This is a genomic window from Aromatoleum tolulyticum (genome assembly GCF_900156155.1).
GTDB lineage: Bacteria > Pseudomonadota > Gammaproteobacteria > Burkholderiales > Rhodocyclaceae > Aromatoleum > Aromatoleum tolulyticum.
In genome coordinates this window covers 120,619-144,885 of the sequence record NZ_FTMD01000009.1, presented here as the reverse complement: position 1 = coordinate 144,885, position 24,267 = coordinate 120,619, and the positions used below count along the sequence as shown (strand labels likewise).

Here is a 24,267-nt window from a genome sequence, read left to right as displayed (position 1 = left end):
CCGGTGCGAACGCGCAACTCGGGGCGCCAGCTAGACCTGCAGGCGTTCAAGCAGCTCCCGTTCGACCTGCAGGATCTGGCCGTCGAGCGCGAGGCGCGCTCCGCTGATCAGGAAAGTATCCTCGGCGCGCTCGCCCAGCGTTGCAATCTTCGCCGTGTGCAAGCGGATCTCGTGACGTGCGAGTACCTCGGCGACCGAGAACAGCAGGCCGGGGCGGTCCGCTGCGACGAGGGAAAGGATGAAGTGCTTGCCCGGCTCGTCCGGCTGGATGCTGATCTGCGGGGTGATCGGGAAGTGCTTCATCTGGCGCGAAAGCCTGCCCTGCGTCGGGCGGTCGGACGGTCCCGGATGTTTCAGCCGTTCGGTCAGTTCATGTTCGATCAGCTGGATGACGTCGCGATAATGCGCGGCGTTGCCCGGATCCTGCAGGATGAAGCTGTCGAGCGCATAGCCATGACGCGTCGTGTGCACCTTGGCGTCCAGGATCGAGAAACCGAGCCGACCGAAGAAACCGGTCATGCGCACGAACAGGTCTTTCTGGTCCGGGGTGAACACCATCACCTGCACACCCTCGTCGCCATCGAGAACCCGGGCCTTGACCACCGGCTCTTCGCTCTGCGGACGGAAATAGAGGATGCGCGTGTGCCAGGCGATCTCTTCGGCGGAATGGCGCATGAAGTAGACCGCGTCGAGCTGCGTCCATAGCGCCTCCTCGATGCCCGGGCGCAGGCCGTGGTAGCGCAGCAGTTCGCGGGCGTCCTCCTGGCGGTCGTCGAGTCCCAGCGCCTGCTGCGGCGTGGCGCCGCGCAGCAGGCGCTGCGTGGCGAAGAACAGGTCTTCGAGCAGCTTGCCCTTCCAGCCGTTCCACACCTTCGGGCTCGTGCCGCGAATGTCCGCATGGGTGAGCAGGTAGAGGGCGGTCAGGCGCCGTTCGGTCTGCACCGTGTCGGCGAACCGGCGGATGACCTCGGGATCCGTCGTGTCCTCCTTCTGTGCAACTTGCGACATCGTGAGGTGGTGTGCGACCAGCCACACGACGAGCTCCGCGTCGTCCGGCGCCAGGTCGTGGTGCTCGCAGAATTCGCGGGCGTCGCCCTTGCCCAGCTGGGAGTGGTCTCCGCCGCGCCCCTTCGCGATGTCGTGGAACAGCGCAGCGACGTACAACAGCCAGTGGCGTTCGAATCCCAGGATCAGCCGGGTCATCAGCGGATATTCGTGCGCGTGCTCGCCCATCGTGAAGCGGCGCATGTTGCGCAGAACCATCAGGATGTGCTGGTCGACCGTGTAGACGTGGAACAGGTCGTGCTGCATCTGGCCGACGATGCGCCGCCACGCCGGCAGGTAGTGGCTCAGGATGCCGTACTGGTTCATCCGCCGGAATTCATGCACGATGCCGCGCTTCTGCTTCAGCAGTTCCATGAACAGCGCGCGGTTGGCCGGGTCGGCGCGGAAGGCCGCATTGATGCGCGTGCGGTTCAGCCACAGCGCGCGCAGCGTCCGCGCGGTCATGCCCTTCAGCTCGGAGCGCTGCTGCAGCAGCAGGAAACATTCGAGGAGCGCCTTGGGGTGCCGCTCGAAAGTGTCCTCGTCGCGGATGTCGAGCAGTTCGCGCACCGCCTGGAAGCGCTCGTTGATCACGAAGGCGGCGCCGCCCCGGTTGGGGAAGATCTCGGCGCCGTAGTTCTGCAGCAGGATGGTGTTGGTCTGCGTGATCTTCTTCGCGTTCACGTAGTACCGCTGCATGAACACTTCGGACGCGCGCTTGGCTGCGGTCGCCTCGATGCCGAATGCGCGCGCGAGCTTTTCCTGGTGATCGAACAGCAGGCGGTCCTCGGCGCGTCCCGTCAGATAGTGCAGGCGGATGCGTACGTGCTGCAGGAAGCGCTCGATGCTGCGCAGCTCGCTCGCCTCCGCGCCGGTGATCAGGCGCCGCCGCGCGAGGTCGCGCCAGTTTCGCCCGAGCCCGGCGGCGCGTGCGATCCAGCCCAGCATCTGCAGGTCGCGCAGTCCGCCCGGGCTCTCCTTGCAATTCGGTTCGAGCGCGTACGGGGTGTCGTTGAAGCGCGCGTACCGGTTTTCCTGTTCGAGCTGCTTTGCCTTGTAGAACGCATGCACGTCGAGCTGTGCCCGGTAGCGCTGCGCGAACTCCTCGAACAGGTCCGCGTTGCCGTCGAGCAGCCGGGCTTCCAGCAGGTTGGTCTGGACGGTGATGTCTTCCTCGGCCGCTTCGAGGCACTCGTCGAGGGTGCGGACGCTCTGGCCGATCTCGAGACCGACGTCCCACAGCGCTCCGATCAGCGTGCTGATGCGCGCCTGCAGCGGGCCGTCGGCCGCAGCCGGCAGAAGCACCAGCAAGTCCACATCCGAATGCGGAAAGAGTTCTCCGCGTCCGTAGCCGCCCACGGCGAGCAGCGCGACCTCCCGGGGCATGGCGCATGCGCGCCAGAGGTGGAGGATCGCCTCGTCGACCAGGTGCGCACGTCCCTTGAGTACGGTCGATGTCGCCGGATGGGCCTCGTAGGCGGCACGGATGCGTGCGCAGCCGTTCGCCAGGTGCTCGCGGGCATGCGCAAGCGCCGCCTGGAAGTCATCGATCGACATGGCGCTCATGGCTGGCTCGGCTCGTTCGATCTCAGCGGATCGCTGGTACGGTGATCGCCGGGGCGGGCGGGCAGCCATCCGACAGCGTCAGGACTTCGACGCCGGTTTCGGTGACCAGCAGCGTGTGCTCCCACTGCGCGGACAGGCTCCGGTCTTTCGTGACGATGGTCCAGCCGTCGGGAAGTTCCGAGATCGCCGCCTTGCCGGCGTTGATCATCGGCTCGATCGTGAAGGTCATGCCGGCCTGCAGCTCAGGGCCGGTGCCGGCCTTGCCGTAATGCAGGACCTGCGGCTCCTCGTGGAACTTGGCGCCGATGCCGTGACCGCAGAATTCGCGGACGACCGAGAAGCCGTTGCCCTCCGCGTGCTTCTGGATGACCTGGCCGATGTCGCCGAGCCGGGCGCCGGGCTTCACGACCGAGATGCCCAGCCACAGGCATTCCAGCGTCACCTGGCACAAGCGCTTCGCGAGGATGGAGCCGTCGCCGCCGACGATGAACATCCTGCTCGTGTCGCCGTGGTAGCCGTCCTTGATCACCGTGATGTCGAGGTTGAAGATGTCACCCTTCTTCAGCGCCTTCTCGCCGGGGATGCCGTGGCACACCTGGTGATTGATCGACGTGCAGATGGACTTGGGGTAGGGCGCGTATCCGGGCGGTGCGTAGTTCAACGGTGCGGGAATCGCCTGCTGCACGTTGACCATGTAGTCATGGCACAGCCGGTCCAGTTCGCCCGTGGTGACTCCCGGCTTGACGAAGGGTTCGATGTAGTCGAGCACTTCGGCCGCCAGCCGGCCGGCAACGCGCATTTTCTCGATTTCGTCGGGTGTTTTTATGGTGATGCTCATCTTCGCAGGGGGTTGGCGCGTAAATGAGAAAGGCTAGCGCATGGCGGAAGCCGCGGCAAATCCGATGCGCAGCCGCCGCCCCTGCCCGCGCGTGCGGGCATCTCGATCTTGAGCGGGGTGGTGCGAACCTGCTATCATCTTGGGCTTGTCTGCCAATGGTGGCAGCCAAAATCCACACGCCCGGCAGAATGCCGTGAGGGTCCGTCGAAAAGCCATGTGCTCGGGACGGTTCGGGTCATCCTGGAATGACCATGTCGGGCGGAGGCTCAACCCTTATAGTTCGGAGTAGTACAAATGTCCGTCACGATGCGTCAGATGCTGGAAGCCGGCATCCACTTTGGTCACCAGACCCGCTTCTGGAATCCGCGCATGGCCCCCTATATCTTCGGCCAGCGCAACAAGATCCACATCGTCAACCTCGAGAAGACGATGGTCAAGTACAACGAAGCGATGGACTTCGTGCGCAAGCTGTCCGCCAATCGCGGCACCATCATGATGGTCGGCACCAAGCGCCAGGCGCGCGAGATCATCGCCGAGGAAGCCGGCCGCGCCGGCATGCCCTTCGTTGACGAGCGCTGGCTCGGCGGCATGCTCACCAACTTCAAGACCGTCAAGCAGTCGATCAAGCGTCTGAAGGAAATGGAGACGATGGTCGAGGACGGCTCGATCGAGCGTCTTTCCAAGAAGGAAGCGCTGATGGCCTCGCGCGAAATGGAAAAGCTGCAGAAGTCGATCGGCGGCATCAAGGACATGGGCGGCCTGCCGGACGCGCTGTTCGTCATCGACGTCGGCTACCACAAGATCGCCATCACCGAAGCCAAGAAGCTCGGCATTCCCGTTGTCGCGGTGGTCGATACCAACCACTCGCCCGAAGGCATCAACTACGTGATCCCGGGTAACGACGACTCGTCCCGCGCGATCCGCCTCTATGCGCGCGGTGTCGCCGACGCCGTGCTGGAAGGCCGCAGCCAGGTCCTGCAGGACATCGTCGCCGCCGGTTCGGACGAATTCGTCGAAGTCGATGAGTCGTCGTCGGGCGAGCAGGCCTGAGTTTCCTCGGCCCTGCTTGCAGGGCCGATATGCATACGAATTTGAGGAGTTAGCATGGCGGAAATCACCGCAAGCATGGTCAAGGAACTGCGCGAGAAGACCGACGCGCCCATGATGGAATGCAAGAAGGCTCTGACCGAGGCCGCTGGCGACCTGGCCAAGGCGGAAGAGATCCTGCGCGTGAAGCTCGGCAGCAAGGCCACCAAGGCAGCGTCCCGCGTTGCCGCCGAAGGCGTCGTTGCGATCAATATCAGCGCCGACGGCAAGCTCGGCAGCATCCTCGAGATCAACTCGGAAACGGACTTCGTCGCCAAGAACGACGAATTCCTGAAGCTGGCCGCCGACTGCGCGGCCCTGGTTGCCGAGCGCAATCCTGCCGACATCGCCGCGCTGTCGGCCCTGCCGCTGGGTGACGGTACGGTGGATTCCGTGCGTGCGGGTCTCGTTGGCAAGATCGGCGAGAACATGACGCTGCGCCGTTTCGTGCGTGTCGAGGCCAAGGGTCGTCTGGCGTCGTACATCCACGGCGGTGCCAAGATCGGCGTGCTGATCGACCTCGTCGGCGGTGACGAGCAGCTGGCGAAGGATCTGGCGATGCACATCGCCGCGGCGAAGCCGAAGGCCCTGGACGCTTCGGGCGTCGCCGTCGAGCTGATCGAGTCCGAACGTCGCGTTGCGCGCGAGAAGGCTGCCGAGGACGCCGCCAAGTCCGGCAAGGCGATCCCCGAGGACATCCTCGCCAAGCGCGTCGAAGGCTCGGTGCAGAAGTTCATGAAGGAAGTCACTTTGCTCGGCCAGCCCTTCGTCAAGGACGACAAGCTCACCGTCGAAGCTCTGCTCAAGTCGCGCAACGCCTCGATCGCGAGCTTCACGCTCTACGTCGTGGGTGAAGGCATCGAGAAGAAGGTGACCGACTTCGCCGCCGAAGTCGCCGCCCAGGCTGCTGCCGCCAAGAAGTAAGAGGTCCATGATGAGTGTCGCCGCCTACAAGCGCATCATGTTGAAACTGTCCGGCGAAGCCCTGATGGGCGACGACGCGTACGGCATCAACGAAGAGGTGGTCAGCCGCATCGTTGCCGAGATCGCCGAGGTCACGCGCCTCGGCGTGCAGGTTGGTGTGGTGATCGGCGGCGGCAACATCTTCCGCGGCATGAAAGGCGCTGCGTCCGGCATGGATCGCGCCACCGCGGACTACATGGGCATGCTCGCAACGGTGATGAATGCGATGGCGCTGGCCGACGCGTTCCGCCGTGCCGGCGTCGAGGCGCGCGTGCAGTCGGCGCTGCGCATCGACCAGGTCGTCGAGCCGTATATTCGTGGTCGCGCCATCCGCCACATGGAGGAAGGTCGCGTCGTCATTTTTGCGGCCGGTACCGGCAACCCGTTCTTCACGACCGATACGGCCGCCGCGCTGCGCGGGTCGGAAATGGCTGCGCAGATCGTGCTGAAGGCGACCAAGGTCGATGGCGTATACACCGCCGATCCGCACAAGGATCCGCAGGCGATGCGCTACCACCGCATCAGCTTCGACGAGGCGATCGGTCGCAATCTCGCCGTGATGGACACTACCGCGTTTGCGCTGTGCCGCGACCAGAAACTGCCGATCAACGTGTTTTCGATCTTCAAGCCGGGTGCGCTCAAGCGCGTCGTGATGGGCGAAGACGAAGGCACGCTGGTTCATTCCTGAGGATTCGAGAATGATTGCCGAACTCAAGAAATCGACCGAGCAGAGGATGCACAAGTCGATCGAGGTGCTGAAGGCCGATCTGGCCAAGGTGCGCACCGGTCGCGCCCATACCGGCCTGCTCGACCACGTGATGGTCGAATACTATGGCAGCCCGGTGCCGATCAACCAGGTCGCCAACATCACCTTGGTCGACGCGCGCACGATCGGCGTCCAGGCATGGGAAAAGCCCATGCTGGCGAAGATCGAGAAGGCGATCCGCGACAGCGACCTGGGTCTCAATCCGGCCAACATGGGCGAGATGCTGCGGGTGCCGATGCCGGCACTGACCGAAGAGCGCCGTCGCGACCTGACCAAGGTCGTGCGCCACGAAGGCGAGAACGCCAAGGTGGCCGTGCGCAACCTGCGCCGCGACGCCAACCAGCAGCTCAAGGATGCGGTCAAGGACAAGACGATCTCGGAAGACGAGGAACGTCGCGCCCAGGACGACATCCAGAAGCTCACCGACAAGAATATCGCCGAGATCGACAAGCTGCTCGCCCAAAAAGAGCAGGAACTGATGCAGATTTGATCCGTTCCGGATCGGATCTGACGGCGGGATACAACGCGGGAGACGCATGATGGCGCGTAAACCCTTTACCAGCTCCACGCGCGAAATCCCGGAGGTGTCCGGCGTTCCGCAGCACATCGCCATCATCATGGACGGCAACGGACGCTGGGCGCGCAAGCGCTTCATGCCCCGCGTAGCCGGTCACGGCAAGGGCGTCGAATCCGTGCGCGCCGTGATCCGGGCATGCATGGCGAAGGGCGTGTCGCACCTGACGCTGTTCGCCTTCAGCTCGGAGAACTGGCGCCGTCCTGCCGACGAAGTCTCGTTCCTGATGCAGCTCTTCATGCGTTCTCTGCAGAAGGAAATCGACCGCCTGCACGAGAACGGCATCCGCTTTCGGGTGATCGGCGATCTGTCGCGATTCGAGCCCGGGCTCGTCGACATGATCCGTCGTGCGGAGGAGCTGACTGCGCGCAACGAGCGGCTCACGCTCACGATTGCCGCCAACTACGGCGGGCGCTGGGACATCCTGCAAGCCGTCGAGCGCATGCTCGCGAAGAATCCCGAGCGTCGTTCGGGATTCACCGAAGATGATCTGAACGCCGAGCTGTCGCTCAATTACGGCCCCGAGCCGGATCTGTTCATCCGTACCGGAGGCGAGCAGCGGATCAGCAACTTCCTGCTGTGGCAGCTCGCATATTCCGAGCTCTACTTCACCGACACGCTCTGGCCGGATTTCGACGAGAAGGCGCTCGATCTGGCGATTGCGTCCTACAGGTCGCGCGAGCGCAGGTTCGGCCGTACCAGCGAGCAGCTGTGCGAATCCGAAAAACCCGCGAAACAGGATGAGGCGAGCCGGGATCCGGCCGATCATGCTTAAGACCCGGGTCATTACCGCATTCGTGCTGCTGGGCGTCCTGCTCGGCGCGCTTTTTTTCCTGCCGCCCCTCGGGTGGCTGGCGTTCGCCAGCCTGATCTGTGGCGGGGCGGCGTGGGAGTGGGGCGGGCTGGGCCGGTTTGCCGGCGTCCGGCGGGCGGTGTACGCAGTGCTGATGGGCGCCGCCTGCCTTCTCCTGGGGCTCGTATCGGGGCTGGGGAGCGATACGCTGCAGACGCCCGTCGAGCTTTTCGGATTCTATGCCGTCAGCGCGGCGTTCTGGCTTGGCGTGGTGCCGTTCTGGCTGAAGCGGAAGTGGCGGCTGCAGGGGAGCGCGAGTACCGTGCTCGTCGGGCTGATCGTGCTGCTTCCCCCTGCGCTCGCGATGGCGCACCTGAGGGCGGTCAGTCCGCTGCTGCTCCTCGCGGTGATCGCGGCCGTGTCGGTCGCGGACATTTCGGCCTACTTCACCGGCCGGGCATTCGGGCGGCGCAAGCTCGCGCCCGAGATCAGTCCGGGAAAGACCTGGGAAGGGGCCGGAGGCGCCGTCGCCGGGGTCGTGTTGTTCGGTGTGTTGCTCGCGCTGGGCTCCTCGCTGGAATTCGCGCGCACTCCGCTCGTGGTCATGCTGATTCCGCTGCTGGCCGGATTCACGGGCGTGAGCGTCCTGGGCGATTTGTTCGAGTCGCTGCTGAAGCGGCAGGCCGGACTGAAGGATAGCGGCACCTTGCTGCCTGGACACGGCGGCATCCTCGACCGCATCGACAGCCTCACCTCAACCCTCCCGCTGGTGGGCCTCGCCGCCCTCTGGCTCGCAATCTGATCGATGTCTGATACGACAATTCAACGTGTGACGGTGCTCGGGGCCACGGGCTCGATCGGCATGAGCACGCTCGACGTCATCGCCCGCCACCCCGACCGCTTCGAAGCCTTCGCGCTCACTGCGCAAGACAGCGTCGACCGGATGGCGGAGTTGTGCATCCGCTTCCTGCCGCGCTTCGCGGTGATGGTGAATCCGGCGGCCGCGGTGCGCCTGCGCGAACGGCTGCAGGGCGCGGGGGTGAACACCTGCGTGCTCGACGGCGCCGATGCGCTGATCGAGGTTGCGCGCCACGAGCAGGCGGATGCGGTCATGGCCGCGATCGTCGGCGCCGCCGGGCTCGCGCCGGCGCTGGCCGCGGCGCGCGCCGGCAAGCGTGTGCTGCTCGCCAACAAGGAGGCGCTGGTTCTTTCCGGTGCGCTGTTCATGGAGGCGGTCGCGGAGAGCGGGGCGCAGCTCCTGCCGATCGACAGCGAGCACAACGCCGTGTTCCAGGCCCTGCCGCACGATTTCCGGCGCAACGCGGACGAGCGCGGGATCCGGCGCATCCTGCTCACCGCATCGGGCGGCCCGTTCCGCGAGCGCTCGGCCGAAAGCCTCGCCAACGTCACGCCCGATGAGGCCTGTGCGCACCCGAACTGGGTCATGGGGCGGAAGATCTCTGTCGATTCGGCGACGATGATGAACAAGGGGCTCGAAGTCATCGAGGCCCACTGGCTGTTCGGCCTGCCGGCAGAACGCATCGACGTCGTCGTTCATCCGCAGAGCGTGATCCACTCGATGGTCGAATACGCCGACGGCTCGGTCCTCGCGCAGCTCGGCAATCCGGACATGCGCACGCCCATCGCGCACGCCATGGCTTATCCTGACCGCATCGACGCGGGTGTGCGTTCGCTCGACCTGTTCGAGATTGCGCGCCTGACATTCGAGCGCCCCGACTTCGAGCGCTTCCCTTGCCTGGGGCTGGCCTATCAGGCGCTGCGCGAAGGAGGCGCCGCGGCGGCGGTGCTCAATGCGGCGAACGAGGAGGCGGTGGCGGCCTTTCTCGACGGGCGTCTCGGATTCCGCGGGATTGCGGACGTGATTTCGGCGACGCTGGAACGCGCGCATGGATTGTCGGTCGACTCGCTCGAAGCAATCATTGAAGCGGATGCGCGGGCGCGTGACATGGCGTGCACCGAGATCCTCGCCCGCAGCACGAGCCGATGAATCTTTTCGAATACCTGATCCCCTTCATTCTGGCCCTCGGGCTCCTGATCCTTGTCCACGAGCTGGGGCATTACCTCGTCGCCCGCTGGTGCGGGGTCAAGGTGCTGCGTTTCTCCATCGGGTTCGGACGTCCGCTGCTGAGCTGGACCGCCGGGGCAGATCGCACGGTGTGGGCGCTCGCTGTCTTCCCGCTCGGCGGTTACGTCAAGATGCTCGACGAGCGCGAGGGTGAAGTGGCTCCCGAGGAGCTGCATCGTGCCTTCAACCGGCAGAAGGTCGGGAAGCGTTTCGCCATCGTCGCGGCCGGCCCGATCGCGAATTTCCTGCTGGCGGTAGTTCTTTACTGGGGCCTCTTCGCGACCGGTACCGAGGAACTGAAGCCGCAGCTTGCGGTGACCGGTCCGGCAACGCCGGCAGCGGTTGCAGGGATTCGCGACGGCGATCTGGTGCTGGCGGTCGACAACGAGGCGGTGCGGAGCTGGCCCGAACTGCGTTGGGTGCTGTTGCGCCACGCGCTCGATGCGCGCTCGGTGTCTCTGCACGTCCGCACCGCGGAAGGCGTTGAAACCTATCGCTCGCTCGACCTTGCCGGGGTGAAGATCGAGGACGGCGAGCAGGATCTGATCGCGAACATGGGGTTGCGTGCCTGGCGCCCGCTGATCGCGCCTGTCGTCGGGAAGGTCATCGACGGCGGGGCGGGGGCGCGCAGCGGCTTGCTGCCGGGCGACCGCTTCGTCGAGCTCGACGGGGCTAAGCTCGTATCGTGGAGCGATCTGGTCGAACGCGTGCGCCAGCGGCCGGGGCAGCCGATCGCTGCCGTGGTGCAGCGCGGCGAGCAGCGCATCGAGCTGAAGCTGGTACCGGATGCCGTCGACGAACGCGGCACGCAGGTCGGCAAGATCGGTGTCGCGGTGGCCGACAGCGGCGTGAGCAGGGACGCCCTGTTTGCCGTCGTCCGTTACGGGCCGATCGAAGGACTCGGCAAGGCGCTGGCGCAGACCTGGGAGACCAGCGTGCTGAGTCTCAAGATGATCGGCCGCATGATGACCGGCGAGATATCGTGGAAGAACCTGTCCGGTCCGGTCACGATCGCCGATTACGCCGGGCAGTCGGCAAAGCTCGGCCTCGACCATTACCTGAAGTTCATCGCACTCATCAGCATCAGCCTGGGTGTGCTCAACCTGCTGCCCATCCCGGTGCTGGATGGGGGGCATTTACTGTATTATGTGATAGAGATTATCAAGGGCGGTCCCATCCCCGAGCGCATCATGGAGATCGGTCAGCAGATCGGTCTGGTCGCGCTTGCGATGCTGATGGCGTTTGCCTTCTACAACGACATAACCCGTCTCATTTCCGGCTGACTCCCCGATGAAACTGAAGCTCCTGTCCGGGCTCGTAGCGGCCCTTTTTGCCGCTGCCCCGGTGTTTGCATTTGAACCGTTCGTCGTCAAGGACATCCGCGTCGAAGGCATCCAGCGTACCGAGGCCGGCACCGTCTTCAATTACCTGCCGGTGCGCGTCGGCGAGACCTTCACCGAGGCGCAGGCGGCAGAGGCCATTCGCGGCCTGTTCGCCACTGGATTCTTCAAGGACGTGCGTATCGAAGCCGAGGACAACGTCCTCGTGGTGCTCGTCGAGGAGCGTCCCGCGATCGCGCAGATCGATTTCGTCGGCGTCAAGGAGTTCGACAAGGATGCGCTGAAGAAGGGCCTGAAGGACGTCGGTCTGGCGGAGTCGCGGATCTTCGACCGTGCGCTGCTGGAACGCGCCGAACAGGAACTCAAGCGGCAGTACCTGAGCCGCGGCAAGTACGCCGCGGTGATCGAGACGACCGTGACGCCGCTCGAGCGCAATCGGGTCGGCATCAACTTCAAGGTCGATGAGGGCGATGTCGCGAAGATCCGCCAGATCAGCATCGTCGGCAACAAGGCGTTCAAGGAGTCGGAACTGCTGGATCTCTTCCAGCTCACGACGCCCGGCTGGCTGACCTGGTATACGAAGAACGACCAGTATTCGCGCCAGAAGCTGTCGGCAGACCTCGAAACGCTGCGCTCGCATTACCTGAACCGCGGTTATCTCGATTTCAACATCGACTCCACGCAGGTGTCGATCACGCCCGACAAGAAGGACATCTACATCACGCTGAGCATCACCGAGGGCGAGCGCTACTCGGTGTCGGCCGTGCGCTTTGCCGGCGACCTGGTGTTGCCCGAGGAAGAGTACAAGAAGCTCGTCGTGATCAAGCCGGGCGAGATCTTCTCGCGCGAGAAGCTGACCGAGACGACCAAGGCCGTGGCCGACCGGCTGGGCAATGAAGGTTACGCCTTCGCGAACGTGAATGCGTCGCCGGAAGTCGACAAGGAGAAGCGCGAAGTCGCGTTCACGATCTTCGTCGACCCCGGTCGTCGCGTGTATGTCCGACGCATCAACGTCGGCGGCAACACCAAGACCCGTGATGAGGTCATCCGCCGCGAGATGCGCCAGATGGAAGGCGCATGGTACGACGCCGCGCAGATCAACCGGTCGCGCACGCGCGTCGATCGCCTGGGGCACTTCGAGGAAGTGAACGTCGAGACGCCTGCCGTGACGGGCACGACTGACCAGGTCGATGTGAACTTCAACGTCAAGGAAAGGGCGACCGGCAACCTCTCGCTGGGTGCCGGCTTCTCGAGTTCGGAGAAGGTGGTGCTGTCGGCGTCGGTATCGCAGCAGAACCTGTTCGGCTCGGGCAACGCGCTGACCCTCGCGCTCAACACCAGCAAGTCGAGCCGTACCTACGCGCTGTCCTTCACCGATCCGTACTACACGATCGATGGCGTGAGCCTGGGTTGGGACCTCTACCATCGCACCTACGACCCGTCGAACACGTTGTCCGTGGCGCCCTACAAGACCGTGTCGACCGGAGCCGGCGTGCGCGTCGGCTATCCGATCGGCGAGGACGATTCGATCAACTTCGGTCTTGCGGTCGATCGCACCAAGATCACGACTTTTGCCGACAGCCCCGTCCAGTACATCAACTTCTGCAAGGAGCAGGGTTGCAGCAACGATAACGGCATCGGCAACGTCTCTGTCAACAGCCTGGTGGCCTCGGCCGGCTGGGCCCGCGACACGCGCGACAGCGTGATCTATCCGCGCAAGGGCAACTTCCAGCGCGTGTTCGGCGAAATGGCCGTGCCGCCCGGCGAGCTGAAGTACACCAAGCTCAACTACCAGTATCAGCACTGGTTCCCGTTCGGACGCGACTACGCGTTGATGCTCAACACGGATCTGGGCTGGGCCAAGGGCTACGGCGGCGAGACGCTGCCGTTCTACAAGAATTTCTATGCCGGCGGTATCGGCTCCATTCGCGGCTTCGAGCAGAGCTCGATCGGTCCGAAGGATCCGGTCAGCGAAGACTCCATCGGCGGCAACCGGCGCGTGATCGGCAACGCCGAGTTCTATTTCCCGCTGCCGGGTGCCGGCACGGACCGTTCGTTCCGCATGTCGGCCTTCATCGACGCAGGTACAGTGTGGGCGTCCGGCGACAAGGCGAATCTGGCAGACCTGCGCTACAGTACCGGTCTGGCCTTCTCGTGGAGCTCGCCGATCGGTCCGCTCAAGTTCAGTCTCGGCATCCCGCTCAAGAAGGAAAAGGACGACGACCTGCAGAAGTTCCAGTTCCAGCTTGGCTCGGTCTTCTGATCCACAGGGCCACCCTGATATCCGTTGGAGAGATAAGTGAAAGCAACGACATTGTCCGTTCTCGCCGCAGCGGTTCTGAGCATTGCGGCTCCGGCGGCATTCGCCGAATCGAAGATCGGATTCGTGAATTCGGATCGCGTGATGCGCGAGGCGGCGCCGGCCGTGCGTGCACAACAGCGCCTCGAGAAGGAGTTCGAGAAGCGCGACCAGGAGCTCCAGCGTCTCGGCAAGGAACTGCAGACGACGCAGGAGGACCTCGAGCGCAACGGCGTCACGATGGCGGAAGCCGATCGTCGCACCAAGGAGCGCACGTTCAACGACCTGAACCGCGACTTCCAGCGCAAGCAGCGCGAGTTCCGCGAGGATCTCAACCAGCGCCGCAACGAGGAGCTCGCGTCGGTCCTCGATCGCGCCAACCGCGCCGTGAAGCAGATCGCCGAAGCGGAGAAGTTCGATGTGATCCTGCAGGAGGCGGTTTACGCCAGCCCGCGGATCGACGTCACCGACAAGGTGATCAAGGCGCTCGCCGACACCAAGTAAGGCGGGTATCGGGCCACATGTTCAGGCTGGAAGAACTGGTCGCCCGCCTGGGCGGCGAACTGGTAGGGGATCCGGCCACGGTCGTGCGGCGTGTGGCGACGCTGGATCAGGCGGGCGAGGGCGATCTCGCCTTCCTCGCGAATCCGAAATACCAGTCGCGCTTGCGCGACTGCAGGGCATCTGCCGTCATCGTCGCCCCCGCGGCGCGGGCACTCAGCGACCGTCCGCTGATCGTCACGCACGATCCGTATGCCTATTTCGCGCGCGTCGCGCAGCTGTTCAATCCGCCCGAGGCGTTTGCGCCGGGCGTGCATCCGACGGCAAGCGTCGCAAGTCCGGTCCCGTCTTCGGTATCGGTCGGAGCGGGTGCGTCGATCGAGGCCGGCGTGACGCTGGGCGAAGGCGTCGTGATCGGCCCGGGCTGCCGCGTCGCGCGGGGCGCGAGCGTCGGAGCGCGCACGCGGCTGCACGCCAATGTCTCTGTCTATGCCGATTGCGTACTCGGTGCGGACTGCATCGTGCATTCGGGGGCGGTGATCGGCTCCGACGGCTTCGGTTTCGCGCGCGAGCGCGACGGCAGCTGGATCAAGATTCCGCAGGTCGGACGCGTCGTCGTCGGTGACGACGTGGAGATCGGCGCGAACACGACGATAGACCGCGGCGCGCTCGACGACACCGTGATCGGCAAGGGTGTGAAGCTCGACAACCAGATCCAGATCGGCCATAACGTGCGCGTCGGCGACTACACCGCGATCGCCGGTTGCGTCGGCGTCGCGGGCAGCACGACGATCGGCGCGCGCTGCATGATCGGCGGTCAGGCGGGGATCATCGGCCACCTGAGCATCGCCGACGACGTGGTCGTGTCTGCGGGCACGCTGGTCACGAAGTCGATCATGAAGCCTGGCGTGTACACCGCCAATCTCCCGGTGCAGGGTCACGCCGACTGGGTCAAAAACTTCGCGCATCTGCGCCATCTCGACGCGCTCGTGGATAGAATACGCGCCCTCGAACAACGCCTCGACGAACACAAGCCTGAGTGAGCTCCATGGACATCAACGAAATTCTCCAATACCTGCCGCATCGCTACCCGTTCCTGCTCGTGGACCGGGTACTGGAGCTCGAGGAAGGCAAGCGCATCCTGGCGCTGAAGAACGTCACGATGAACGAGCCCTTCTTCCCGGGGCACTTCCCGCACCATCCGGTGATGCCGGGCGTGCTGATCGTCGAGGCGATGGCGCAGGCAGCGGCGCTGCTGTCGTTCAAGACCATGGGCATCAAGCCGGACGAGAATTCGGTGGTGTATTTTGCGGGCATCGACAACGTGCGCTTCAAGCGCCCCGTCGTGCCGGGCGACCAGCTCCAGTTCGACGTCGAGATTACCCAGAGCAAGCGCAACATCTACAAGTACAAGGGTGTTGCACGCGTGGCCGGCGAGATCGCGGCGGAAGCCGAACTGATGTGTGCCCTCAAGACCCTGTCATGATTCACGCGAGCGCCATTGTCCACCCCGGTGCGAAGCTCGGGGAGAACGTTTCGATCGGCCCGTACTCGATCATCGGCGAGCACGTCGAGATCGGCGACAACACGCGCATCGGTCCGCACGTCGTGGTCGAGGGCCGCACGAAGATCGGCTGCGACAACGAGATCTTCCAGTTCTGTTCGATCGGCGCCGCGCCGCAGGACAAGAAGTACGACGAGGAGCCGACGCTGCTCGAGATCGGCGATCGCAACACGATCCGCGAGTTCTGTTCGTTCAACGTCGGCACCAGCCAGGATGCGGGCGTCACGCGCATCGGCAGCGACAACTGGATCATGGCCTACGTGCACGTGGCGCACGACTGCCACGTCGGCGACCACACGATCTTCGCGAACAATGCGACGCTCGCGGGGCACGTGCACGTCGGCGACTGGGCGATCCTCGGCGGCTTCACGGGCGTGCATCAGTTCGTGCGCGTCGGTGCGCACAGCTTCTGCGGTGTCGGCACCGTGCTGCTGCAGGACCTGCCGCCCTACGTGACCGTCGCCGGCAACCCGGCCAAGCCGCATGGCATCAATAGCGAAGGACTGCGTCGACGCGGCTATGCGGCGGACGGCATCGCCGCGATCAAGCGTGCGTACCGTGCGCTGTACCGCGCGGGCCTGAGCCTCGACGAGGCGCGCGCGCGCGTCGGCGAGATCGCCGCAGAGCATCCGGAGGTCGCGCCCTTCGCCGAGTTCATCGCTGCCTCGGAGCGCGGTATCGTCCGCTGATGCCATGGCAATCCGCATTGCGATGGTGGCGGGCGAGGCCTCGGGAGACCTGCTCGCGAGTCACCTGATCCGGGCGATCCGGCACAAGATCCCCGATGCGGAATTCTTCGGCATCGGCGGGCCGAAGATGCAGGCCGAGGGCTTCGATGTGCGCTGGCCGTGCGAACGGCTCGCGGTGCATGGCTATGTCGATGCGCTGAAGCGCTATCGCGAGCTGTCCGGGATACGCAGGACGCTGCTGAAGCAGGTGAAGGCCGAGCGGCCCGACGCCTTCATCGGTGTCGATGCGCCCGACTTCAACCTGTGGCTGGAGCGCAAGATCCGCGGCGCGGGCATGCCGGCAATCCATTTTGTCAGTCCGTCGATCTGGGCCTGGCGTGGCGGGCGGATCAAGGGCATCGCGCGAGCGGTGTCGCACATGCTGTGCCTCTTCCCGTTCGAGCCGGCGCTGTACGAGCAGGCGGGGATCCCGGTTACCTATGTCGGTCATCCGCTGGCGGACACGTTTCCGCTGCAGCCCGACCGGGAGCACGCGCGTGAGCTGCTCGGCCTGCCGGCCGCTGGGCGGGTGATTGCCTTGCTGCCGGGAAGCCGGCAGTCGGAGGTGCGCAACCTGGCGCCGACCTATATCGAGACGGCGAAGCTCCTGCTCGAACGCCACCCCGAGGTGTCCTTCGTCGTGCCATTGGCGACGCGCGAGACGCGCCAGCTGTTCGCCGAGGCGCTGTGCGCCGCTCAGGCGGAGGAGCTGCCGATCCGCATGCTGTTCGGACATGCCGTGGAGGCGATGACGGCGGCCGACGTGGTGCTCGTCGCGAGCGGCACGGCGAGCCTGGAAGCGGCGCTGCTGAAGCGGCCGATGGTGATCAGCTACCGCATCGGCAAGTGGCAGTACCGGCTGATGAAGCGCATGGCGTATCTGCCGTGGGTGGGTTTGCCGAACATCCTGTGCAACGAGACCGTGGTGCCCGAGCTGCTGCAGGACGAGGCGACGCCGCCGGCGCTCGCCGATGCGCTCGAGCGCTGGCTCGGCGATCCCGAGGGCTGTGCGCAGCTCGCGCAGCGTTTCGACGCGCTGCACCGACAACTCCGTCAGAACACCGCGGAGAAGGCGGCGGCGGCGATTCTTCCCTATCTCAACAGGACGCCCGAATGGAATCCATCCCGGCAACCGGCCTGATCTGCGGTGTCGACGAGGCGGGGCGCGGACCGCTCGCCGGGTCGGTGGTGGCTGCGGCGGTGATCCTCGACCCGGCGCGGCCGATCGAAGGGCTCAACGACTCGAAGAAGCTCAGCGAACGCGCGCGCGATCGGCTGGCGCCGGTAATCCGCGAGCGGGCGCTGGCCTGGGCCGTCGCGGAGGCGACGGTCGAGGAAATCGACCGGCTCAACATCCTGCATGCGACGATGCTGGCGATGCAGCGGGCGGTCGCCGCGCTCGGTCGCGTTCCCGATCTCGTGCGCGTGGACGGCAACCGCTGCCCGAAACTGGATGTCCCGAGCGAGGCGGTCGTGAAGGGCGATGCGACGGTGCCGGCGATTTCCGCGGCATCCATCCTCGCCAAGACCGTGCGCGACGCGCAGATGCTGGCGCTGGATGCGGCTTTCCCGCAGTATGGCTTCGCCGCGCACAAGGGCTATCCGACTGCCGCTCACCTCGCCGCCTTGCGGCAGCACGGGGTGATCGACTGCTATCGGCGCAGTTTCGGCCCGGTGCGTGTCTTGATCGACAATCCCGAACTCTGGCCTGCGGGGACGCTGCTGTGACACTCCGGCATCTGGTGCTCTTCCTTCATCTGGCCAGCGTGATCGTGTGGGTGGGCGGCATGGTCTTCGCGTACCTGTGCCTGCGTCCGGCGGCGACGGCATTACCGCCATCGCAGCGCCTGCCCTTGTGGGTGGGGGTGTTCGAGCGCTTCTTTCCGATGGTGTGGGTGGCGGTCGTGCTGCTTCCGATGACCGGCATCGGGAGGTTGGTCGAGGTCGGCTTCGGCCATGCGCCGCGCGCCTGGCATGTGATGATGTTGACCGGTCTGGTGATGATCGCCGTGTTCCTGTCGATCTGGTTCGGGCCGTGGCGGCGCCTGCGGGCGGCCGTGGCACGCGAGGAATGGGCGGTGGGCGCGGTGGCGCTGAACCAGATCCGGCAGCGCGTCGGCTTCAACATCGTGCTAGGCGCCGTGACGGTCGCGATCGCGACGCTGGGGCTGGGCGTCTGACGGCCCGAGCGCTCCGGACTTCCCGATCTTGAAGGCGATCACTTCCCGCGACAATCCCAATGTGAAGCGTCTGCATGCGCTCGCGACGTCGTCGCGCGAGCGGCGCAGCAGCGGGCTGACCTTGCTGGATGGGGCGCACCTCGTGCAGGCGGCGCTGGACGCGGGGTGGCTGTTGCGCGAGGTCGTGGTGAGCGCGCAGGGGCTGGAGCGGCCGGAGATTCGCGGGATCGTCGAGCGCTGCGGCGCGCTGCCGGTGTTGCAGCTGACCGATCCGCTGTTCGCGCACGTGAGCCCGGTCGATACCCCGTCGGGCATCCTGGCGGTGATCGACATCCCGCCGTCGCCGATGCCGAAGGGGCTGCGCGATTCCCTGCTCGTGCTGGATGGCGTGCAGGATGCGGGCAATCTCGGCACCATCCTGCGCACGGCAGCGGCAGCGGGACTGAAGGAAGTCCTGCTCACGCCCGGGTGCGCGCAGGCGTGGTCGCCGCGCGTGCTGCGGGCCGGGATGGGCGGACATTTCTGCCTGCGGATTCATGAGCACGTGCAGGTTGCCGAGGTGCTGCGCGGCTATCCGGGGCAGATCCTCGCAACGGGCCTCGGCGCGGGGGCGCGGCCGCTGTATGAGTGCGATCTGCGCGGGCCGGTCGCGTGGCTGTTCGGGGCGGAAGGGCAGGGTCTGTCGGCCGAGGTCGCGGCGCTGGCGAGCGGGCTGGTGGTGATCCCGATGCCCGGAGCGGTCGAGTCGCTGAACGTCGGTGCAGCCGCGGCAATCTGCCTGTTCGAGCAGGTGCGCCAGCAGGGTGCTGGTGGACGGACGTAGCCGGGGGCGGCGGCAGGGCAAGCCCACGAACCGGTGTAGGGTGCGAGGAGCGCAGCGCATCCCGCCACGCGGCGGTCGGCAGATTCCGGCTGCTGGATTGGCGGGATACGCTTCGCTGCTCCCGCCCTACGAACCCGTGTTTCCACGAACAATTCCCAAAGCGATCTGACAACCGGCGCATTCATGCGATCGCCCTGAGGGAGGCGACGCGCGGCAGGCTCAGTCCGGCAATCGCAGCGCGCCAGCGGCCTTCGCCGGATCTCCGTCCGGGACGTGCGGGACGACTCCCAGCAGGGGGGCGGGAATCCTGGCCTGCAGGGCCGCGAGGTTTTCATCGAAACGCAGCATCGCGGGATCGACGCGGTTCGCGATCCAGCCGGCGAGGCGCAGGCCGCGCGCCGCGAGCGCGTCGACCGTGAGCAGTGCGTGGTTGATGCAGCCCAGGCGCATGCCGACGACGAGGATCACCGGCAGCGCGAAGTCCACGGCGAGGTCTGCGGTGTCGTAGCGCTCGTCGAGCGGGACGCGGAAGCCGCCGACGCCTTCGACGATGATAACGTCGGCGCGTACGGCGAGTTCCTCGAAGGCGCGCAGGATGCGTGCGGGTTCGATGCGGACGCCTTCCTCGGCGGCGGCGATGTGGGGGGCGATCGGGCTCGCGAGGCAGTACGGGTTCAGTACCCGCAGGCCTGGATCGAAGCTGCCGGCGGCGCGGATCCGCGCGGCGTCTTCATTGACGCGCTCGCCATCGACGAGGTCGGCGCCGGCGGCGATGGGCTTCATCCCGACCGCGCTGTGGCCGGCCGCGCGCGCGGCGTGGAGCAGGGCGCAGGTCACGAAGGTCTTGCCGATTTCGGTATCGGTTCCGGTGAGGAACCAGGCGCGGCGCTCGGTCATGGATGGTGTCATGAGTTGCAGGTTCGTTGTCGAATTCGCGCGCAATCACCGCCATGCGGCGTTGTGAATCCGTGCCGGGTGTTCAACCCGGCTGTGGTTCGCGCCTTGCCTGACGGCGATTGCGCGCGCATTCTGGAAAGCTTGCCCCCTTTTCGCGCGTTCTTCAACGAACCTGCCACTCATGACACTGCTTCCGGTTTCTCGAGGGCGAGCAGGATGAGGTCGTAGGTGGCGGGCAGCAGTCCGTCGGGGCGGCGGTGCGCTTCGTAGGCGGCTTCCAGGGTGCGCCAGGCCGCGCGTCCGAGGGGCTTGCGGCGCCGCTGTTCGCCGACGCTGTGCGCGCCGATGGCCTTGATGTCGCGCAGCAGGCCGCGCAGGTCGGGAGCCAGCGCGTAGGCGGGATCCAGATCGCGGGCGATGGGCGTGAGGCCCGCCTTCGCGGCGGCCGCGATCCAGTCGGATGGCGGGTGGAAGCGGATCACGTGGCTCGCTTCGTCGACGCGTGCGAAGGCTTCGCGCAGTTCCCACAGGGTCGCGGGGCCGAGGGTCGCGATCCACGCGACGCCGCCGGGGCGCAGGGCACGGGCCATCTCGGCGAGCGCGAGCTCCGGGTCGCACCACTGCAGCGCGAGGCTGGACCAGACTGCATCGATGGCGCCGGATGCCAGCGGCAAGGCTTCGAGGTCGGCGCACAGCGGTGCGACCGCTGCGGCGGGGCTGTTCTGGCGCAGGCGTGTGAGCATGGCCGGAGCGAAATCGAGCGCGACGATTTGCGCTGCCGGATGGGCGCGCGCGATCAGGTCGAGGCCGAAGCCGGTCCCGCAGCCGGCGTCGAGGATGCGGGAGACGGATCCGGACGGGGGCGTTGCCGCCGCGAGGGCCGCCAGGCGATGACAGACTTCGCGCTGGACGGCGGCGGCACGGTCGTAGCTGTCCGCGGCGCTGTCGAAGGCCTTGCGCACCCGCTGCTTGTGGCGATGCCGCTCAGTCATCGAGGCTTCCCGCGATGAGCGCGGCGCATTCCTGCGGGCGCGACAGGAAGGGCGCGTGGCCGCAGTCGTCGAAGCGCGTGAGCCGTGCGTTCGGAAGTTGGTGCGCGAGCCACTGCGCTGCGGCGAGCGGCATCAGCGCGTCGCCCGCGCCGTGGATCAGCTGCGTGGGCTGGTGAATCTCCGGCACGCGGGCGCGGAGGTCGGTGTCCGCGAGAAGTTCCAGCCCGCAGGAGAGGCCCGGCGCGCGGGCAGGCCCGGCATCGGCGAGGGCGGCGGCGAGGTCTGCCGCGACGGCCCGCCGGCATGCGTCGCCGAGCGCCTGCAGGGCAATGAACTTCTTCTGCGTGCCGGCAGGATCCGTTGCGAAGCTTGCGTTGAAGGCGGCGACCGTCGCGGCGTCGAGACCGTGGGGCCACGGGGCGTCGCCGCTGCGGGCGACGAAGCAGGGTGTGGCGCCGATGAGGATCAGGCGGGCGACCCGTCCGGGATGGCGGCGGGCAAGGTCGAGCGCGATCAGGCTGCCGAGCGACCAGCCGCACAGCACGGCACGTTCGGGCAGGGCGGGAAGCAGCGCGTCGCTCCACGCGGCGAGATCGGCGGAAGGGGGCGGGAGGGCGTCGCCGTGGCCGGGCAGGGCCGGGGCGAGGGTGGCAAGGCCGGCCGGCAGGGCGTCGCGCAGGCCGGACCAGACGCGCGGATCGACGCCCCAGCCGTGCAGCAGGACCAGCGGCAGCGCGCTCAAGCGGCGCGCTCCAGCTGCATCAGTGCGGTGACGAGGCGCTCGACGTCCTGGTGGGTGTGTGCGGCCGTCAGGGAAATGCGCAGCCGGGCGCTGCCTTGCGGGACCGTGGGCGGGCGGATCGCCGGCACCCACAGGCCGGCGTCCCACAGCGCGCGTGCGGCGGCGACCGTCTCGGCGTTGTCGCCGATCACGACCGGCTGGATCGGGGTGCGCGAGGGCATCAGCTGCCAGCGCCGGAGTTTGAGTTCCGCGTGAAGCTGCTCGATCAGTGCGGCGAGGTGGCGTCGGCGCTCGGCGCCGTGTTCGATGAGCTCGAGGCTTTTCAGCAGGGCGGTCGCGAGGGCGGGCGGGGCGCCGGTCGTGAAGATGTAGGTGCGGGCCTTCTGCATCAGCCATTCGACGACGTCGGCGTGACCGGCGATGAAGGCGCCGGAGACGCCGGCGGCCTTGCCCAGCGTGCCGACGTAGACGAGGCGCCACGACGCGAGCCCGGCTTCGCGCAGGGCGCCGCGGCCGTCGGGGCCGAGCACGCCGAAGCCGTGGGCGTCGTCGACCATCAGCCACGCGTCGAAGCGGTCGGCGAGCGCGAGCAGTTCGGCGAGCGGGGCGACGTCGCCGTCCATGCTGAACACCGAGTCGGTGACGATCAGCTTGCGTTTGGCCGTGCTCGCGGCCAGCGCACGTTCGAGCGCGCTGAGATCGGCGTGCGGGTAGCGGTGCAGGTCGGCACGCGAGAGCAGCGCGCCGTCGACGAGAGAGGCGTGGTTGAGGCGGTCGGCGAAGATCGCGTCGCCGCGGCCGACGAGGGCGGGGATCACGCCGGAATTGGCCATGAAGCCGGTCGACAGGTAGAGCGCGCGTTCGCAGCCGACGAAGGCGGCGAGCCGGCGCTCGAGCTCGTCATGCACGGTGTAATGGCCGCTGACCAGATGCGAGGCGCCCGAGCCGCTGCCCCAGCGGTCGGCGCCGGCCTTGAGCGCGGCGGCGAGTTCGGGCTCGGCGGCGAGGCCGAGGTAGTCGTTGCTGCAGAAGGCGAGCATGTCGCGGCCGTCGACGCGTGCGTGCGGGCCGCAGGGCGTGTCGAGGCTGCGGCGCACGCGGCGCAGGGATTGGGCGTCGAGTTCGGCCAGGTCGGCCTTGAGTGAATCGAGCAGCATGAGCGGTCAGGCCAGCGCTTCGGCGAGCGCGGCGGCGGCCCCGGCGACGAGGTGGGCGACGTGGTCGTCGTCGAGCACGTAGGGCGGCATGAAGTACACGGTGTTGCCGATGGGGCGCAGCAGAACGCCGTGTTCGAGCGCCGCGGAGAAGAAGCGGCGCGAGAAGTCGGGGCGCTCGCACTCGACGTCGAACGCGAGGATCATGCCGCGCTGGCGCAGGTGGCTGACTGCCGGATGGTCGCCGAAGCGGGCGCGGACCGCGTCGCCGAGCCGTTGTGCGAGGCCGCGGTTGGCGGCGAGGACGTCGTCCTGCTCGAAGATGTCGAGCGTCGCGAGCGCCGCGCGGCAGGCGAGCGGGTTGCCGGTGTAGGAGTGAGAGTGCAGGAAGCCACGGGCCGTCGCTTCGTCGTAGAAGGCGGCGTAGATCGTGTCGGTAGTGAGCACCAGCGACAGCGGCAGGTAGCCGCCGGAGATGCCCTTCGACAGGCAGATGAAGTCGGGCCAGATGGCGGCCTGCTCGCAGGCGAAGAAGGTTCCGGTGCGCCCGCAGCCGACCGCGATCTCGTCGGCGACGAGGTGCACTTCGTAGCGGTCGCACAGCGCGCGGGCGAGGCGCAGGTATTCGGGGTCGTACATGACCATGCCGGAGGCACCTTGCACGAGCGGTTCGACGATCAGCGCAGCGGTTTCGGCGTGATGTTCGGCGAGGTGCGCTTCGAGCGCCACCGCGGCGCGACGCGCGACGTCGGCCGCCGATTCGCCGGGTTCGGCGAGGCGGGCGTCCGGGGTCGGCACGATGCTGCCGGGGCGTACGAGCGGGGCGTAGGCGTCGCGGAAGATCGCGACGTCGGTGACGGCGAGCGCGCCGACGGTCTCGCCGTGGTAGCTGCCGGCGAGGCTGACGAAGCGCGACTTTTCCGGCCGGCCGACGTTGCGCCAGTAGTGGGCGCTCATCTTCAGCGCGATCTCGGTCGCCGAGGCGCCGTCGGAGGCGTAGAAGGCGTGACCGAGACGGTGGCCGGTGAGGGCGGCGAGGCGCTCGGAGAGCTGGACCACCGGTTCGTGCGTGAAGCCGGCGAGCATCACGTGTTCGAGGCGCTCGAGCTGGTCACGCAGGGCGGCGTTGATGCGCGGGTTGCAGTGACCGAAGAGGTTCACCCACCAGGAGCTGATGCCGTCGAGCAGGCGCCGGCCGTCCGCATCGATCAGCCACGGCCCCTCGCCGCGCACGATGGGCACCAGCGGCAGATGTTCGTGCTGCTTCATCTGCGTGCAGGGGTGCCAGACGGACTTGAGGGATCGGTCGAGCAGGGAGGGGGCGTGCATCA

Annotated in this window: 24 protein-coding genes; 17 read left to right on the top strand and 7 right to left on the bottom strand. The window is 66.7% G+C overall.

Going from position 1 to position 24,267, the window contains the following annotated elements; translation table 11 throughout:
* Positions 1 to 30 precede the first annotated feature (30 nt).
* A complete protein-coding gene (locus BW991_RS14640; RefSeq protein WP_076602852.1) occupies positions 31 to 2,610 on the bottom strand; it encodes a [protein-PII] uridylyltransferase in 2,580 nt (859 codons plus the stop codon).
* 22 nt (positions 2,611 to 2,632) lie between these two features.
* Positions 2,633 to 3,448, bottom strand: coding sequence for a type I methionyl aminopeptidase (gene map / locus BW991_RS14635; RefSeq protein ID WP_076602851.1), 816 nt, complete (start codon positions 3,446 to 3,448; stop codon positions 2,633 to 2,635).
* Between the two features lie 294 nt (positions 3,449 to 3,742).
* Between map and rpsB the strand changes: the two genes are divergently transcribed.
* The 17 genes from rpsB to BW991_RS14550 are packed head-to-tail and all read left to right on the top strand — an operon-like array spanning position 3,743 to position 19,151.
* Complete coding sequence (gene rpsB, locus BW991_RS14630; protein WP_076602850.1) at positions 3,743 to 4,498, top strand: 30S ribosomal protein S2; 756 nt, start codon at positions 3,743 to 3,745, stop codon at positions 4,496 to 4,498.
* A 54-nt stretch (positions 4,499 to 4,552) separates the two neighbouring features.
* A complete protein-coding gene (gene tsf / locus BW991_RS14625) occupies positions 4,553 to 5,458 on the top strand; it encodes a translation elongation factor Ts (protein WP_076602849.1) in 906 nt (301 codons plus the stop codon).
* 10 nt (positions 5,459 to 5,468) lie between these two features.
* Positions 5,469 to 6,185 (top strand): UMP kinase, encoded by a 717-nt coding sequence (gene pyrH / locus BW991_RS14620; protein ID WP_076602948.1) that lies wholly within the window; start codon positions 5,469 to 5,471, stop codon positions 6,183 to 6,185.
* A 10-nt stretch (positions 6,186 to 6,195) separates the two neighbouring features.
* Positions 6,196 to 6,753 (top strand): ribosome recycling factor, encoded by a 558-nt coding sequence (frr, locus tag BW991_RS14615; protein WP_076602848.1) that lies wholly within the window; start codon positions 6,196 to 6,198, stop codon positions 6,751 to 6,753.
* A 49-nt stretch (positions 6,754 to 6,802) separates the two neighbouring features.
* Positions 6,803 to 7,612 (top strand): polyprenyl diphosphate synthase, encoded by an 810-nt coding sequence (gene uppS, locus BW991_RS14610; RefSeq protein WP_076602847.1) that lies wholly within the window; start codon positions 6,803 to 6,805, stop codon positions 7,610 to 7,612.
* A complete protein-coding gene (locus BW991_RS14605; protein WP_076602846.1) occupies positions 7,605 to 8,432 on the top strand; it encodes a phosphatidate cytidylyltransferase in 828 nt (275 codons plus the stop codon). Before uppS ends, BW991_RS14605 begins: the two co-directional genes overlap by 8 nt.
* 3 nt (positions 8,433 to 8,435) lie before the next feature.
* A complete protein-coding gene (gene ispC, locus BW991_RS14600; protein WP_076602845.1) occupies positions 8,436 to 9,638 on the top strand; it encodes a 1-deoxy-D-xylulose-5-phosphate reductoisomerase in 1,203 nt (400 codons plus the stop codon).
* The gene (rseP, locus tag BW991_RS14595) at positions 9,635 to 10,999 is read left to right on the top strand and encodes an RIP metalloprotease RseP (RefSeq protein ID WP_076602844.1); all 1,365 of its coding nucleotides are present in this window, start codon (positions 9,635 to 9,637) and stop codon (positions 10,997 to 10,999) included. The genes ispC and rseP overlap by 4 nt, the downstream gene beginning before the upstream one ends.
* 7 nt (positions 11,000 to 11,006) lie before the next feature.
* Complete coding sequence (gene bamA, locus BW991_RS14590) at positions 11,007 to 13,319, top strand: outer membrane protein assembly factor BamA (protein ID WP_076602843.1); 2,313 nt, start codon at positions 11,007 to 11,009, stop codon at positions 13,317 to 13,319.
* Positions 13,320 to 13,355: 36 nt separating this feature from the next.
* On the top strand, positions 13,356 to 13,859 hold the full coding sequence (locus tag BW991_RS14585; protein WP_076602842.1) for an OmpH/Skp family outer membrane protein: 504 nt from the start codon (positions 13,356 to 13,358) through the stop codon (positions 13,857 to 13,859).
* 17 nt (positions 13,860 to 13,876) lie between these two features.
* A complete protein-coding gene (gene lpxD / locus BW991_RS14580) occupies positions 13,877 to 14,899 on the top strand; it encodes a UDP-3-O-(3-hydroxymyristoyl)glucosamine N-acyltransferase (RefSeq protein ID WP_076602841.1) in 1,023 nt (340 codons plus the stop codon).
* Between the two features lie 5 nt (positions 14,900 to 14,904).
* Complete coding sequence (gene fabZ / locus BW991_RS14575) at positions 14,905 to 15,342, top strand: 3-hydroxyacyl-ACP dehydratase FabZ (protein WP_076602840.1); 438 nt, start codon at positions 14,905 to 14,907, stop codon at positions 15,340 to 15,342.
* Entirely contained in the window at positions 15,339 to 16,109 is a 771-nt protein-coding gene (gene lpxA, locus BW991_RS14570) for an acyl-ACP--UDP-N-acetylglucosamine O-acyltransferase (protein WP_076602839.1), read from the top strand. Before fabZ ends, lpxA begins: the two co-directional genes overlap by 4 nt.
* 4 nt (positions 16,110 to 16,113) lie before the next feature.
* Positions 16,114 to 17,289, top strand: a complete 1,176-nt coding sequence (gene lpxB, locus BW991_RS14565) for a lipid-A-disaccharide synthase (protein ID WP_076602838.1) — start codon at positions 16,114 to 16,116, stop codon at positions 17,287 to 17,289.
* Positions 17,262 to 17,876 carry a ribonuclease HII gene (gene rnhB, locus BW991_RS14560; protein ID WP_076602837.1) on the top strand — a complete coding sequence of 205 codons (615 nt, stop codon included), beginning with the start codon at positions 17,262 to 17,264 and terminating at the stop codon, positions 17,874 to 17,876. Before lpxB ends, rnhB begins: the two co-directional genes overlap by 28 nt.
* Positions 17,873 to 18,328, top strand: a complete 456-nt coding sequence (locus BW991_RS14555; RefSeq protein ID WP_076602836.1) for a CopD family protein — start codon at positions 17,873 to 17,875, stop codon at positions 18,326 to 18,328. Before rnhB ends, BW991_RS14555 begins: the two co-directional genes overlap by 4 nt.
* Positions 18,329 to 18,356: 28 nt before the next feature.
* A complete protein-coding gene (locus BW991_RS14550; protein ID WP_170879111.1) occupies positions 18,357 to 19,151 on the top strand; it encodes a TrmH family RNA methyltransferase in 795 nt (264 codons plus the stop codon).
* Positions 19,152 to 19,370: 219 nt separating this feature from the next.
* Here BW991_RS14550 and bioD read toward each other — a convergent pair whose 3' ends face one another.
* The 5 genes from bioD to bioA all read right to left on the bottom strand — a co-directional run bounded on the left by bioD (position 19,371) and on the right by bioA (position 24,265).
* The gene (gene bioD, locus BW991_RS14545; RefSeq protein WP_076602834.1) at positions 19,371 to 20,048 is read right to left on the bottom strand and encodes a dethiobiotin synthase; all 678 of its coding nucleotides are present in this window, start codon (positions 20,046 to 20,048) and stop codon (positions 19,371 to 19,373) included.
* A gap of 179 nt (positions 20,049 to 20,227) precedes the next feature.
* Positions 20,228 to 21,040 (bottom strand): malonyl-ACP O-methyltransferase BioC, encoded by an 813-nt coding sequence (gene bioC, locus BW991_RS14540; protein ID WP_076602833.1) that lies wholly within the window; start codon positions 21,038 to 21,040, stop codon positions 20,228 to 20,230.
* Positions 21,033 to 21,782 carry an alpha/beta fold hydrolase gene (locus BW991_RS14535; RefSeq protein WP_076602832.1) on the bottom strand — a complete coding sequence of 250 codons (750 nt, stop codon included), beginning with the start codon at positions 21,780 to 21,782 and terminating at the stop codon, positions 21,033 to 21,035. Before BW991_RS14535 ends, bioC begins: the two co-directional genes overlap by 8 nt.
* Positions 21,779 to 22,939: an 8-amino-7-oxononanoate synthase gene (gene bioF / locus BW991_RS14530; RefSeq protein ID WP_076602831.1), complete on the bottom strand. Its 1,161-nt coding sequence runs from the start codon at positions 22,937 to 22,939 to the stop codon at positions 21,779 to 21,781. Before bioF ends, BW991_RS14535 begins: the two co-directional genes overlap by 4 nt.
* A 6-nt stretch (positions 22,940 to 22,945) precedes the next feature.
* Entirely contained in the window at positions 22,946 to 24,265 is a 1,320-nt protein-coding gene (bioA, locus tag BW991_RS14525) for an adenosylmethionine--8-amino-7-oxononanoate transaminase (RefSeq protein WP_076602830.1), read from the bottom strand.
* Positions 24,266 to 24,267: the final 2 nt, after the last annotated feature.

Bases quoted from the DNA above. Each gene is read 5' to 3' on its own strand.
- BW991_RS14640 (WP_076602852.1), bottom strand. From the start codon at position 2,610: ATGAGCGCCATGTCGATCGATGACTTCCAGGCGGCGCTTGCGCATGCC.
- map (WP_076602851.1), bottom strand. From the start codon at position 3,448: ATGAGCATCACCATAAAAACACCCGACGAAATCGAGAAAATGCGCGTT.
- rpsB (WP_076602850.1), top strand. From the start codon at position 3,743: ATGTCCGTCACGATGCGTCAGATGCTGGAAGCCGGCATCCACTTTGGT.
- tsf (WP_076602849.1), top strand. From the start codon at position 4,553: ATGGCGGAAATCACCGCAAGCATGGTCAAGGAACTGCGCGAGAAGACC.
- pyrH (WP_076602948.1), top strand. From the start codon at position 5,469: ATGAGTGTCGCCGCCTACAAGCGCATCATGTTGAAACTGTCCGGCGAA.
- frr (WP_076602848.1), top strand. From the start codon at position 6,196: ATGATTGCCGAACTCAAGAAATCGACCGAGCAGAGGATGCACAAGTCG.
- uppS (WP_076602847.1), top strand. From the start codon at position 6,803: ATGGCGCGTAAACCCTTTACCAGCTCCACGCGCGAAATCCCGGAGGTG.
- BW991_RS14605 (WP_076602846.1), top strand. From the start codon at position 7,605: ATGCTTAAGACCCGGGTCATTACCGCATTCGTGCTGCTGGGCGTCCTG.
- ispC (WP_076602845.1), top strand. From the start codon at position 8,436: ATGTCTGATACGACAATTCAACGTGTGACGGTGCTCGGGGCCACGGGC.
- rseP (WP_076602844.1), top strand. From the start codon at position 9,635: ATGAATCTTTTCGAATACCTGATCCCCTTCATTCTGGCCCTCGGGCTC.
- bamA (WP_076602843.1), top strand. From the start codon at position 11,007: ATGAAACTGAAGCTCCTGTCCGGGCTCGTAGCGGCCCTTTTTGCCGCT.
- lpxD (WP_076602841.1), top strand. From the start codon at position 13,877: ATGTTCAGGCTGGAAGAACTGGTCGCCCGCCTGGGCGGCGAACTGGTA.
- fabZ (WP_076602840.1), top strand. From the start codon at position 14,905: ATGGACATCAACGAAATTCTCCAATACCTGCCGCATCGCTACCCGTTC.
- lpxA (WP_076602839.1), top strand. From the start codon at position 15,339: ATGATTCACGCGAGCGCCATTGTCCACCCCGGTGCGAAGCTCGGGGAG.
- lpxB (WP_076602838.1), top strand. From the start codon at position 16,114: ATGGCAATCCGCATTGCGATGGTGGCGGGCGAGGCCTCGGGAGACCTG.
- rnhB (WP_076602837.1), top strand. From the start codon at position 17,262: ATGGAATCCATCCCGGCAACCGGCCTGATCTGCGGTGTCGACGAGGCG.
- bioD (WP_076602834.1), bottom strand. From the start codon at position 20,048: ATGACCGAGCGCCGCGCCTGGTTCCTCACCGGAACCGATACCGAAATC.
- bioC (WP_076602833.1), bottom strand. From the start codon at position 21,040: ATGACTGAGCGGCATCGCCACAAGCAGCGGGTGCGCAAGGCCTTCGAC.
- bioF (WP_076602831.1), bottom strand. From the start codon at position 22,939: ATGCTGCTCGATTCACTCAAGGCCGACCTGGCCGAACTCGACGCCCAA.
- bioA (WP_076602830.1), bottom strand. From the start codon at position 24,265: ATGCACGCCCCCTCCCTGCTCGACCGATCCCTCAAGTCCGTCTGGCAC.